Here is a 13,071-nt window from a genome sequence, read left to right as displayed (position 1 = left end):
GGAACATCGCCAGTCTACGTCCGAGATTCTTACGGGAGCCGCGGATCGGCGAAGCCCCCGGCGTGTCCGGCGGCTTCGAGGCGTTCCGGTGTTGACGGTCCACAGCACTGATCCTACCGTTGCTGTGTTTCCGGAATGCTTCCGGAAAATCTCGCCCGAACGGCCGCGGCCATCCGGCTTCGGTCGCCGGACCCGAAGGAGCTTTCACCGTGCGAAGCCTGCTTTCGATCCGGACGCGGGGGGTGCGGCGCGCCGGAGCGGCCCTGGTCCTCGGCGCCCTGCTGCTCGCCCCCGCGACCCCCGCCGCCGTGGCCGCGCCGGCCGCCGCCCCGCTGCCCGCCGACCGCCACCAGCCGGAAGGAGACCCCGACGTGCTCCGCGACGCCGCCCCCCGCGGCCTGTTCGTCGGCACCGCCGTCGACATGGCGGCGCTGGCGAACGACCCCGTCTACCGCGAGCGCGTCGGCGCCGAGTTCTCCTCGGTCACCGCCGAGAACGTGATGAAGTGGGAGACCCTCCAGCCCGAACGCGGCCGCTACGACTTCGCGGCCGCCGACGAGCTGGTGGAGTTCGCCCGCGCCAACGGCCAGCGGGTGCGCGGCCACACCCTGGTCTGGCACAACCAGAACCCCGCCTGGCTGGCCGAGGGCGACTTCAGCCGCCAGGAGCTGCGCGCCATCCTGCGCGAGCACATCCACACCGTGGTCGGCCGCTACCGCGGCCAGATCTGGCAGTGGGACGTGGCCAACGAGATCTTCGACGACGAGGGCAACCTCCGGCAGAACATCTGGCTGGAGACCATCGGCCCCGACTACATCGCCGACGCCTTCCGCTGGGCGCACCAGGCCGACCCCCGGGCCCAGCTCTTCCTGAACGACTACAACATCGAGGGCGTCAACGCCAAGAGCGACGCCTACTACGAGCTGGCCCGGCAGCTGCGCCGCGAGGGCGTGCCCGTGCACGGCGTCGGCGTCCAGGGCCACCTGGGCGTGCAGTACGGCTTCGCGCCCGACACGACCGCCAACCTCCAGCGCTTCGCCGCGCTCGGCCTGCGCACCGCGGTCACCGAGGCCGACGTGCGCATCCCGATGCCGGCCGACACCGTCGAGCTCCAGGCGCAGGCCCAGGGGTACAGCAGCCTGCTGACCGCGTGCCTGCGCACCCCGCGCTGCGACTCCTTCACGGTGTGGGGCTTCACCGACCGCTACTCGTGGGTGCCGGACTGGTTCGAGGGGGAGGGCGCGGCCAACCTGCTGGACGAGGACTACAACCCCAAGCCCGCCTACCGGGAGGTGCTGGAGACCCTGGCGCTGGCCTCCGGCCGGGGCCGGGACTGAGCGGGAGCTGACGCGGTGCGGCCGGCGGAGGAGGGGGTGGCGCCGGCCGCACCGCGCGTCTCTCAGCCGGCCACGACCTCGACGGGCACGTCGAGCACGCGGTCGGGCCCCGGCTCGCGGACCGGGCCGCGCAGCCGGAAGGAGCCGGTCAGCGGCAGCTCGCCGCTGGAGCGGCCCAGGGCGACGTCGATGCGGCCCGGCTCCACCACCCGGCGCAGGCGCGGGTCGGTGAAGGAGGTGCGGTCGGCGTGCACGGTGAAGCGCACCCGGGCCGAGGCGCCCGGTTCGAGGTGCACCCGCGTCCAGCCCGCCAGCCAGCGCACCGGGCGGACCACGGAGGCGACCGGGTCGGACAGGTACAGCTGGACCAGCTCGCCGCCGGCCCGCCCGCCGGTGTTGGTGACGGTGCACGACACCACGACCGAGCCGTCGGTGGGCACGGCCACGCCCGACTCGCCCGGCTCGCGGACGCCGGCGCCGGACGCGGTCTCCAGGGCGAGATCGGTGAAGGCGAAGCTCGTCCAGCCCAGGCCGTGGCCGAAGGGGTACAGCGGGGTGGGGTCGACCGAACTGACGTCGGAGCGGCCGGCCAGCGGGGCGTGCAGGTAGGTGGCGGGCTGGCTGCCCGGGGTGCGCGGAATGGAGACGGGCAGCCGCCCCGACGGCTCCACCCGGCCGGTGAGCACCCCGGCGATGGCCGCGGCGCCCTCCTCGCCGGGGAAGAACGCGGCCACCACGGCGGCGGCGCGCTCGGCGAGCCCGCCCAGCGCGTAGGGGCGCCCCGACAGCAGCACCAGCACGGTGGGGGTGCCGGTGGCCAGCACCGCCTCGGCCAGCTCGCGCTGGCGGCCCGGCAGCTCCAGCGACTCGGCGTCGCAGCCCTCGCCGGAGGTGCCGCGGCCGAACATGCCCGCGCGGTCGCCGACGGCCAGCACGCAGACCTCGGCCTCGCGGGCGGCGGCCACCGCGGCGGCGATGCCGCGGTCGACCTCTTCGCGGTCGGTGCTCTCGGGCGCCTCGATGACCGGGCAGCCGAACTCCACCCGCAGCTCGGCGCCGGGCAGCTCGGCGGCCAGCCGCTCGGCCAGGCCCGGGATCTCCACGCCCATCGGCATCTCGGGGTGGCGGCGGCCGACGTGGATCGGGAAGGTGTAGCAGCCGAGCATGCCGAGGGGGTCGTCGCCGAGCGGGCCGACGACCGCGACCCGGCGCAGCTCGGCGGAGAGCGGGAGCACGCCGTCGTTGGCGGCCAGCACCACCGAGCGCTCGGCGAGGCGCCGGGCGACGGCGCGGCTGGCCGGGGAGTCCAGGTCGATCGGCGCCTCCGCCGAGGCGGCGGCCTCGGCCAGCAGGTCCAGCCGCTCGGCCCAGTCGGCGTCCAGCAGCCCCAGCTCGCACTTCTGGGTGAGCACCCGGTGCACCGAGCGGTCGACCAGCTCCTCGGGGACGGCGCCGGAGTACACCATCTCCAGCAGCGGCTCGCCGTAGCAGCGCACGGTGGGCAGCTCGACGTCGATGCCGGCCCGCAGCGCGAGCGCGGCGGCCTCGCCGGGGGACCCGGCCACGCCGTGGGTGGTCTCCAGGAAGGAGATCGCGTAGTAGTCGCTGACGAGCACGCCGGTGAAGCCGAGTTCGCCGCGCAGGCGGTCGGTGAGCAGCCGCTCGTCGGCCGCGGCGGGCACGCCGTCGAGGTCGGCGTAGGAGTTCATCACCGAGCGGGCGCCGCCGGTGCGCAGCGCCATCACGAAGGGTTCGACGATCACGTCGTTGAGCTCGCGGGGGCCGAGCGCGGCGGGCGCGTGGTTGCGCCCGGCCCGCGAGGTCGAATACCCGGCGAAGTGCTTGAGGGTGGCGACGATGCCGCCGCGCTCCAGGCCGCGCACGTAGGCGCTGCCGAGCACGCCCACCAGCTGGGGGTCCTCGCCGATGGTCTCCTCGGTGCGGCCCCAGCGGTAGTCGCGGGTGACGTCGAGGACGGGGGCCAGGCCCTGGTGCACGCCCAGGGCGCGCATCGAGGCGGCGATGGCGCTCGACATCTCCTCGACCAGCTCGGGGTCGAAGGTGGCGCCCCAGGCCAGCGGGGTGGGGAAGACGGTGGCGGCGTGCGCGGCCAGCCCGGTCAGGCACTCCTCGTGCGCTATGGCGGGGATGCCGAAGCGGTTGGCCGCGGCGATGTCGCGCTGCAGCGCGGCCAGCCGCACGATGCCCTCGGCCGGCCGCACCGGGGCGGTGCCGAAGACGCGGGTGAGGTGGCCCAGGCCGTCGGCCGAGACAAGGTCGAGCGAGGGCACGTCGGCGCTGAAGCTGTCCTGCATGGGCGCGACGGTCTCGCCCTCGGCGGCCGGCGCCGCCCAGAAGCCGATGAGCTGCTGGACCTTCTCGCGCAGCGTCATCCGGGACATCAGGTCGGCCACCCGCTGGGCCGTCGGTAGGGAGGGGTCCTGCCAGGGTCCGCCGGCCATGGTGCCCATGGGGGTGTCGGCCCGTTCGGGAGCGTCAGTCATCCGGGGGGTTCCCTCTGTCGGCTGGGGGCGCGGTGGCGCCATGTCACGGAGTTGTCGGAACAGTAGTACCGGAAGACTTCCGGTTGGTCCACTCCCGACGCCCAACATGCTTCTTGTCCGTTTCTCCCCGTGTAAAAGCCTATGAAAACGCTTTCCGGCAAGTCCTTGACGACCTTTACGAGAGCTGCCTAGGGTACGGACTCAAACTACGGGCCGGTCTGATTTCCGGAAACTTTCCACTCAGTGCTTGCAGCGCGTGCAGTGCGCGTCGCGCCCGGTGCCGGCCGGACCACTTGGGGCCGGCCGCCGCGGCGCGGCCGGGTGACGAGGAGGCGGTCGATGAGCAGGGCCAGCAGCGGCGGTACGGAACGGGGCGGCGCGGTCCGCCGGGCGGCGTCGTGGTGAGCGTGAGCGGTGCGCCGGGCCCGGCGGGCCCGGTCCGCGCCGCGATCGTCGGCACCGGGAACATCGCGCGCTACCACGTGGAGGCGCTGCGGGCGCTGGGCCGGCAGGTCGAGGTGGTGGCCGGCGTCGACGTCGACGAGGAGCGGCTGGCCGCCTTCGCCGACCGCCACGAACTGCCCGCCCTCTTCACCGACCTCGGCACCATGCTGCGCGAGGCCCGCCCCGACCTGGTGCACGTGTGCACCCCGCCGGGGCTGCACCGCGAGCAGGCCCTGGCCTGCCTGAGAGCAGGCGCCACCGCGCTGGTGGAGAAGCCGCCGGCGCTGAGCCTGGCCGAGATGGACGAGCTGGCCGCCGCCGAGGGCGCTGAGGGGCCGTGGTTCGCCACCGTCTTCCAGCACCGCTTCGGCTCGGGCGCGCGGCGGCTGCAGGAGGTGATGGCCACCGGGGTGCTCGGCCGCCCGCTGGTGGCGATCTGCCACACCACCTGGTTCCGTGAGCAGGAGTACTTCGACGTGCCGTGGCGGGGCCGCTGGGACACCGAGGGCGGCGGCCCCACCATGGGGCACGGCATCCACCAGATCGACCTGCTGGTCGCGCTGCTCGGCGAGTGGACCTCGGTGTCGGCGCTGGCCCGGCAGCAGGCGCGGGTGATGGACACCGAGGACCTGTCGCTGGCGCACGTCACCTTCGCCAGCGGCGCGGTGGCCAGCGTGGTCAACAGCGTGCTGTCGCCGCGCGAGGAGAGCTACGTGCGGATCGACTTCGAGCACGCCACCGTCGAGCTGACCCACCTGTACGGCTACGGCGACGACGACTGGCGGGTCACCCCGGCGCCCGGCCGCGAGGAGGCCGTCGTCAACGCGTGGAAGGCGGGGGAGTCGGGGGTGAGCAGCGGCCACCGCGCCCAGTTCGCCCACGTGGTGCGGGCGCTGGGCGAGCACCGCCCGCCGCCGGTCACCTCCTCCGACAGCGCGCGGACGATGCGGCTGGTGGCCGGGATCTACGCCTCGGCCTTCGAGCGCCGCACGATCACCCCCGCCGACCTGGCCGCCGGCTCGCCCTTCCACGGCCGGATGGACGGGAGCGGTCCGCGGTGGTGAGCCTGCGCGCGCCCGGCGGGACCGCCCGCCGGCCCGGCGCCTCCGGGGGAGAGGGGGTGGATCCGGCATGGCCAAGCTCGTGATCCGGCGGCTGATCTACATGGTGCCCACCATGTTCGCCATCTCGGTGGTGACTTTCCTGATCATCCAGCTGCCGCCGGGCGACTTTCTGTCCACCTACATCGCGGAGCTGTCCTCGCGCGGCGACGCGGTGGACACCCGGCTGGTGGAGGCGCTGCGGGAGCGCTACGGCCTCAACGACCCGATCTACGTGCAGTACTACCAGTGGATCTCCCACATCGTGCTGCAGGGCGACTTCGGCGACTCCTTCCTGTACCGGCGCCCGGTGGCCGACCTGATCTGGAACCGGCTCGGGCTGACCATCGCGCTGGCCGTGGCGACCCTGCTGGTCAGCTGGGCGATCGCCTTCCCGATCGGCGTCTACTCCGCCGTCAAGCAGCACTCCGCCGGCGACTACGCCTTCACCTTCATCGGCTTCCTCGGCCTGGCCACCCCGAACTTCCTGCTCGCGCTGATCTTCGTGTGGATCTCGTTCAACTACTTCGGGCAGAGCGTGGGCGGGCTGTTCTCCCCGGAGTTCGCCGACGCGGCCTGGAACCTCGGCAAGGTGCTCGACCTGCTGTCGCACGTGTGGGTGCCGGTGCTGATCATCGGCATGGCGGGCACGGCCTCGCTGATCCGGGTGCTGCGCGCCAACCTGCTGGACGAGCTGCGCAAGCCCTATGTCACCACCGCCCGCGCGAAGGGGCTGCCCGAGTGGCGGATCATCCTCAAGTACCCGGTGCGGATGGCGCTGGGCCCGTTCATCAGCACGGCCGGCTGGCTGCTGCCGTCCCTGATCGGGGGCGAGGTGCTGGTTTCGATCGTGATCGGCCTGGACACCACCGGGCCGCTGCTGGTGGAGGCGCTGATCAGCCAGGACATGTACCTGGCCGGCAGCTTCATCCTCATCCTGGCCACCCTCACGGTGATCGGCACGCTCCTGTCGGACCTCCTGCTGGCGTGGTGGGACCCGCGCATCAGGTACGCGGAAGGGTGATGGTGCACGCAGATGGCAGTTAGACAGCTCCCCCCGGACCAGCCGGCGGGCACCGCCCCGATCGAGGCGGCGGCCGCCACCGACGGCGGCGTCGCCGTCGCACCCCAGTGGAAGCTGGTGTGGTGGCGCTTCCGCAAGCACCGCCTGGCGATGGTCAGCGCCGTGTTCGTGCTGCTGTTCGCGCTGGTCGGCGTGTTCGCCGAGTTCCTGGCACCGACCACGCCCGACTCCTACAGCGCCGACCACACCTACGCTCCGCCGCAGGGCCTGCACTTCGTCGACACCTCCGGCGGCGGGACGCGGTTCGGCCCCTACGTGCACGGCTACACCTCCGTGCGCGACCCCGAGACCCTGGCGCGGGTCTTCCAGGAGGACGAGTCGCAGCGCATCGACGTGGGCTTCTTCGTGCGCGGCGAGCCCTACGAGATGTGGGGCTTCATCCCCTCCGACCGCCACTTCATCGGCCCGACCGACCCCGAGCAGCGGGTGTACTTCCTGGGCGCCGACCGCAACGGCCGCGACCTGCTGTCGCGGATCATCTACGGCACCCGGATCTCGCTCTCGATCGGCCTGGTGGGCGTGGCGCTGACCTTCGTGTTCGGCATCGTGCTCGGCGGCGTCTCCGGCTACTTCGGCGGCCGTACCGACACCGCGATCCAGCGGGTGATCGAGTTCCTGATGTCCATCCCGACGATCCCGCTCTGGCTGGGCCTGTCGGCGGCGGTGCCGCGCACCTGGGGGCCGCTGGAGACCTACTTCGCGATCACGGTGATCCTCTCGGTGATCGGCTGGACCGACCTGGCCCGGGTGGTGCGCGGCCGCTTCCTGTCGCTGCGGGAGGAGGACTTCGTCTTAGCGGCGCGCCTGGACGGGTGCAGCAGGCCGCGGATCATCCTGCGCCACATGCTGCCCTCGTTCAGCAGCCACATCATCGCCTCGCTGACGCTGGCGATCCCGTACATGATCCTGGCCGAGACCTCGCTGTCCTTCCTCGGGCTCGGCCTGCAACCGCCGGTGGTGAGCTGGGGCGTGCTGCTCCAGGAGTCGCAGAACATCCGCACCATCGCCACCGCGCCCTGGCTGCTGCTCCCCGGCGTCGCCGTGGTGGTGGCGGTACTGGTGCTCAACTTCGTCGGCGACGGGGTCCGCGACTCCGCCGACCCCTACAGATAAGGGCGGTGAGAGTCGTGCGGGCAGGCGAACGGGCGGCCGAGGCGGGCGGAGCCCCGGCCGCGCAGGCCGGCGGCGCCCCCGGGGCACCCGGCGGCGAGGTGCTGGTGGAGCTGCGGGGCCTCAAGACCCACTTCTTCACCGACGAGGGCACGGTGCGCGCCGTCGACGGGGTCGACCTGGAGATCCGGCGGGGCCGCACCCTGTGCGTGGTCGGGGAGAGCGGCTGCGGCAAGAGCATCACCGCCCGCTCCATCCTCCAGCTGGTGGAGGCGCCCGGCCGGGTGGTCGACGGGCGGATCCTGCTGCGCCGCGGCGGCGCCGACGGGGGGCCCGGCGAGGTCGTGGACCTGGCCGGACTCAAGCCGGGCGGCAAGGAGATCAGGAGCGTCCGCGGCAAGGACATCGCGATGATCTTCCAGGAGCCGATGACCTCGCTCTCGCTGGTGCACACGGTGGGCAACCAGATGGTCGAGGCCATCCGGGTGCACAACGACGTGGGCAAGCGCGAGGCGCGCGAGCGGGCGGTCGAGCTGCTGGGCATGGTGAACATCCCCAACCCCGGGCGGCTGGTGGACTCCTACCCGTTCCAGTTCTCCGGCGGGATGCGCCAGCGGGTGATGATCGCGATGGCGCTGTCGTGCGACCCCGGCCTGCTGATCGCCGACGAGCCGACGACCGCGCTGGACGTGACCACCCAGGCCCAGATCATGGAGCTGCTCAAGCGGCTCCAGCGCGAGCTGGGCATGGCGATCATGTTCATCACCCACGACATGGGCGTGGTGGCCGAGATGGCCGACGACGTGGCGATCATGTACCTGGGCAAGGTCGTGGAGAAGGGCCCGGTCGACGACATCTTCCACGACCCCAAGCACCCCTACACCCGGGCGCTGCTGGAGTCCATCCCCAAGATCGGGCACCGCCGCCGCGAGCGGCTGCGCTCGATCAAGGGCATCGTGCCCGATCCCGCCAACCGGCCCGCCGGCTGCGTCTTCCACACCCGCTGCGACGCCTTCATGCCGGGCCGCTGCGACGCCACCGTGCCGCCGCCCGTCGCGCTCGGCCCCGACCGGCAGGTGCGCTGCCTGCTCTACGGCGGTGACGGCGGCCCGGCCCCGGGAGCCCCCGACGCCCAGACCGCCGCGCCCGAACCCACCCCGGAGAGCAGCCATGGCGACTGAGACCACCCGCCCCGAGGAGCACGCCCCCGGGGGCGGCGGCGAGGCGCCCGACGAGCGGGTGCTGCTGGAGACCGAGGGCGTGCGGGTGCACTTCCCGATCCGCAAGGGCTTCCGGCAGAAGGTGGTCGGCCAGGTCAAGGCGGTCGACGGCGTCGACCTGAGCATCCGGGCCGGGGAGACCCTGGGCCTGGTGGGGGAGTCCGGCTGCGGCAAGACCACCCTCGGCTCGGCCGTCATGCGCGCCCGCGAGATCACCGGCGGCCGGATCCGCTTCCGCGCCTCCGACGGGCGGCTGCTCGACGTGTCGCGGCTGGGCCCTGACGACCTGCGCGCCTACCGGCGCGAGGTCCGGATGATCTTCCAGGACCCGCACGCCTCGCTGAACCCCCGGTTCACCCTGCTGGAGATCATCGGTGAGCCGATCCGGGTGAACGAGGGCCTGAGCGGCTCCGCCCTGGAGGAGCGGGTGGCCGCGATGCTGCGCAAGGTGGGGCTGCGGCCGGAGTACATGCGCCGCTACCCGCACGCCTTCTCCGGCGGCGAGCGGCAGCGGGTCAGCATCGCCCGCGCGCTCGCCCTCGACCCCCGGCTGGTGGTGGCCGACGAGGCGGTGAGCGCGCTGGACGTGTCGATCCGCTCGCAGATCCTCAACCTGCTGCAGGACCTCCAGGACGAGCTGAACCTCACCTACCTGTTCATCTCGCACGACCTGTCGGTCGTGGAGTACCTGTGCGACCGCGTCGCCGTCATGTACCTCGGCAAGATCGTGGAGCTGAGCGAGACGGAGCCGCTGTACGCCGCGCCGCGCCACCCCTACACCGAGGCGCTGCTGTCGGCGGTGCCCAAGCCCGACCCCCGGCTGCGCGGCGGCGAGCGCCGGATCGTGCTCACCGGCGATGTGCCCGACCCGTCGGATCCGCCGTCGGGCTGCTCCTTCCGCACCCGCTGCCGCTACGCCACCGAGCGCTGCGCGGCCGAGGAGCCGCCGCTGCGCGAGGTGGCGCCCGGCCGCCGCGCCGCCTGCCACTACGCCGAGGAACTGGAGCTCAACGGAGTGGTCTGAGCCGCCCCGGCCGCACGGGCCGGGGCGCCGCGGACCGTCCACCACTGTCCGGCCGCAAGGGCGAGCCGACTCGGGGGCCACGCCACAACGGAGGAAGCATCGATATGGACACGGGAACACCCACACGCGGGCGGCGCCGCCCGCGCACGAGAGCGCTCGGCGCGGTCGCCGGCGTCCTGGTCCTCGCGCTGACCGGTTGCAGCTTCTTCTCCACCGACCCCGCGGGGCAGGAGGAGGGCGCCGCCGTGGAGGGCGTCAACGAGGCGCCGATGCTGGCCGAGCGGGTCGAGGCGGGCGAGCTGCCGCCGCTGGCCGAGCGGCTGCCGGAGGACCCGGTCGTCGTGCAGCCGACCGAGCAGGTCGGCACCTACGGCGGGGAGTGGAACTCCGCCATCGCGGGCGTCGGCGACTGGCCGTGGCTGGGCCGCACCGTCGGCTACGAGAGCCTGACCCGCTGGAGCACCGACTGGACGGAGACCATCCCCAACCTGGCGGAGTCCTGGGAGTACAACGAGGACGCCACCCAGCTCACCTACACGCTGCGGGCCGGGCTGCGCTGGTCCGACGGCGAGCCCTTCACCTCGCGCGACATCGAGTTCGCGCTGAACGACATCTTCGGCAACGAGGAGGTCTCGCCCGAGGCCATCACCGACCCGGGCACCGTGGAGGTCGTCGACGACCAGACCTTCACCATCACCTGGGAGGAGCCGCGGGCGCTGTTCGCCGCCTCCGACCTGCTCAACTACCAGATCGTGAACAAGCCCCGGCACTACCTGGAGCAGTTCCACGAGGACTACAACCCCGACGCCCAGGAGCTGGCCGAGGAGGAGGGCTTCGACAGCTGGGTGGAGATGCTCGACGTGCGCGCGGGTGTCACCAACAGCGCCCTGACCTGGCAGAACCCCGAGCTGCCCACGATGAACCCGTGGATGGTGGTGGAGCCGCTGGCCGACTCGGGCACGATGGTGCTGGAGCGCAACCCCTACTACTGGAAGATCGACACGGAGGGCAACCAGCTGCCCTACATCGACCGGGTGAACTTCGAGATCATGCAGGACCCCGAGGTCATGCTCACCCGCGCGCTCAACGGCGACATCAACATGCACTCGCGGCACTTCAACACGCTGGCCAACCGGCCGGTGCTGGCCGAGAACCGCGAGCGGGGCAATTACGACTTCTTCGCACAGACGCCCAGTGAGATGAACACGAACGTCATCGCGTTCAACCTCACCCACGAGGACGAGAGCCTCCGCGAGGTCTTCAACGACATCGACTTCCGCATCGCGATGTCGCACGCGATCAACCGGCAGGAGGTCATCGACGTCGTCTACCAGGAGCAGGGCGAGCCGTGGCAGGCCGCGCCCCGCCGCGAGTCGCCGTACTACAACGAGGAGCTGGCCACCCAGTACCTGGAGTACGACCCCGAGCTGGCCGAGCAGATCCTCGACGACGCCGGCTACGAGCGGCGCGGCGGCGACGGGCCCCGGCTCGGCCCCGACGGCGAGCCGATCGCCTTCACGCTCTCGGTGGCCACCGACTTCCGGCCCGATCAGATCGACGCGATGGAGATGGTCGTCGGCTACTGGCAGGCCGTCGGCATCGACGTCCAGCTGCGGCCCGAGGACCGGGCGCTGTTCCTGGAGCGCAAGCAGAACAACGAGCACGAGGTCAGCGTCTGGTCCGGTGACAGCGGCCTCACCGACGTGCTCTACGACCCCCGCTGGTACGTGCCCTGGCACAGCGGCGAGTCGGCCTTCGCCATCCCGTGGGCGCAGTGGTACGCCTCCGAGGGCCAGGACGAGCGGGGTCAGGAGCCGTCGGAGCCGGCCCGGCAGCAGCTGGAGCTGTACGACCAGGTGCAGGCCGAGCCCGATCCGGCGGCGCAGCAGGAGCTGATGCGGCAGATCATCGATATCGCCCAGGACCAGTTCTGGGCGATGGGCATCGGCCTGACCCCGGAGACCTACGGCATCGTCGCCAACGACTTCCACAACGTCCCCGAGCGCATGTTCAGCGCCTCCAACTACAACGACCCCGGCCCCACCAACCCCGAGCAGTACTACGTCGAGCAGCCCTAGCCGGCCGGGTGGCGGCGCCGGCCGGGCGGGATCCGGCCGGCGCCGCCACCGGCGCGCCGGACCGCCCACCGCAACGGTCACAGGAGAACCCGTATGACCTCCGACACTTCCGCCCGTCCCGCCGCGCCGGTCCAGGGCGCCGACTCCACCGAGCCGGCCCCCAGCGGACTCGGGCTGGTCCACGAGCTCGACCGCTCGCTGCGGATCGGCTACGGCGGCACCGAGCTGACCCGGTACGTCTACCGGCCGTGGGACGTGCAGCTGGAGTCGCCGCGGCCCTACTTCCACCCGCTGCGCACCCTCGGCGGCGACCTGGTGAGCCTGTACCGCCCGCACGACCACGTGTGGCACAAGGGCATCGCCTGGTCGCTGCCCAATGTCGGCCCGGCCAACTTCTGGGGCGGCCCCACCTACCTGCGCGACCGCGGCTACCAGCAGCTGGACAATGACGGCGCCACCGTGCACCGCGCCTTCGACCGCGTGTCGGCGGACGGCGGCGCCGTCGAGATCGCGCACCGGCTGGACTGGGTCACCCAGCAGGGCGAGACCTGGTTCACTGAGACCCGCTCCGTGCGCGCCACCGTCCAGCCCGATCAGGGCGCCTGGACGCTCGTCTTCGACACCGAGTTCACCAACCGGACCGGCGCCGCCATCCGGATCGGCAGCCCCACCACCGAGGGCCGCGAGAACGCCGGCTACGGCGGCCTGTTCTGGCGCGGCCCCCGGTCCTTCTCCAACGGCACCGTGTACACCCCCGACGCCGTCGGCCGCGACGAGCTGATGGGCGTGCGGGCGCCGTGGATGGCCTACGCCGGCCGGCACGACGACCACGACCGCTCCTCCACCCTGGTCTTCGTCGACGAGCCCGCCAACCTCGGCCATCCGGTCAAGTGGTTCGTGCGCACCAACGTCTTCGCCTGCGTCTGCCCGGCCCCGTTCTTCGACGAGGAGGTCCCGGCCGAGCCCGGCGTCCCGCTCCGCTTCCGCTACGCCGTCGTCATCGCCGACGGCGACCGCGGCCGGGACGGCTCCGGCACCCTCGCCGAGACCGGCCGCAGCCAACTCGCCGAGGCCGCGGCGGTGCGGTCGTGAGGGCGGGGCGGGTGGCGTCGACCGGTGGGCACCGGGCTGTGGTGACGGGGCGCGGCCGCGGGCATGGACTACGCCGTG

9 protein-coding genes are annotated in these 13,071 nt (G+C 72.6%); 8 read left to right on the top strand and 1 reads right to left on the bottom strand.

Annotated features, from left to right (window positions below; genetic code table 11):
- Positions 1 to 209: 209 nt before the first annotated feature.
- On the top strand, positions 210 to 1,337 hold the full coding sequence (locus CLV72_RS09390; protein ID WP_281262401.1) for an endo-1,4-beta-xylanase: 1,128 nt from the start codon (positions 210 to 212) through the stop codon (positions 1,335 to 1,337).
- Between the two features lie 62 nt (positions 1,338 to 1,399).
- On the opposite strand, the gene CLV72_RS09385 is transcribed toward CLV72_RS09390, so the two are convergent.
- On the bottom strand, positions 1,400 to 3,841 hold the full coding sequence (locus CLV72_RS09385) for a beta-xylosidase/alpha-l-arabinosidase (RefSeq protein ID WP_211302783.1): 2,442 nt from the start codon (positions 3,839 to 3,841) through the stop codon (positions 1,400 to 1,402).
- A gap of 401 nt (positions 3,842 to 4,242) precedes the next feature.
- Between CLV72_RS09385 and CLV72_RS09380 the strand changes: the two genes are divergently transcribed.
- From CLV72_RS09380 to CLV72_RS09350, 7 genes are all read left to right on the top strand, one after another.
- A complete protein-coding gene (locus CLV72_RS09380; RefSeq protein WP_425428053.1) occupies positions 4,243 to 5,349 on the top strand; it encodes a Gfo/Idh/MocA family protein in 1,107 nt (368 codons plus the stop codon).
- 67 nt (positions 5,350 to 5,416) lie between these two features.
- A complete protein-coding gene (locus tag CLV72_RS09375) occupies positions 5,417 to 6,409 on the top strand; it encodes an ABC transporter permease (RefSeq protein ID WP_106243106.1) in 993 nt (330 codons plus the stop codon).
- Positions 6,410 to 6,421: 12 nt separating this feature from the next.
- On the top strand, positions 6,422 to 7,582 hold the full coding sequence (locus CLV72_RS09370) for an ABC transporter permease (RefSeq protein WP_106243103.1): 1,161 nt from the start codon (positions 6,422 to 6,424) through the stop codon (positions 7,580 to 7,582).
- A 98-nt stretch (positions 7,583 to 7,680) separates the two neighbouring features.
- The gene (locus tag CLV72_RS09365; protein ID WP_106243648.1) at positions 7,681 to 8,760 is read left to right on the top strand and encodes an ABC transporter ATP-binding protein; all 1,080 of its coding nucleotides are present in this window, start codon (positions 7,681 to 7,683) and stop codon (positions 8,758 to 8,760) included.
- Positions 8,750 to 9,823 carry an ABC transporter ATP-binding protein gene (locus tag CLV72_RS09360; protein ID WP_106243101.1) on the top strand — a complete coding sequence of 358 codons (1,074 nt, stop codon included), beginning with the start codon at positions 8,750 to 8,752 and terminating at the stop codon, positions 9,821 to 9,823. Before CLV72_RS09365 ends, CLV72_RS09360 begins: the two co-directional genes overlap by 11 nt.
- A 104-nt stretch (positions 9,824 to 9,927) precedes the next feature.
- Positions 9,928 to 11,901 carry an ABC transporter substrate-binding protein gene (locus tag CLV72_RS09355; protein WP_106243098.1) on the top strand — a complete coding sequence of 658 codons (1,974 nt, stop codon included), beginning with the start codon at positions 9,928 to 9,930 and terminating at the stop codon, positions 11,899 to 11,901.
- Between the two features lie 93 nt (positions 11,902 to 11,994).
- Positions 11,995 to 12,993, top strand: a complete 999-nt coding sequence (locus CLV72_RS09350; RefSeq protein ID WP_106243095.1) for a DUF6807 domain-containing protein — start codon at positions 11,995 to 11,997, stop codon at positions 12,991 to 12,993.
- Positions 12,994 to 13,071 lie beyond the last annotated feature (78 nt).

Origin of the sequence: Allonocardiopsis opalescens, assembly GCF_003002095.1 — a bacterium.
GTDB classification, from domain to species: domain Bacteria; phylum Actinomycetota; class Actinomycetes; order Streptosporangiales; family Streptosporangiaceae; genus Allonocardiopsis; species Allonocardiopsis opalescens.
Note: the sequence above shows the minus strand (reverse complement) of the source record. Positions and strands in the feature narration are given on the sequence as shown.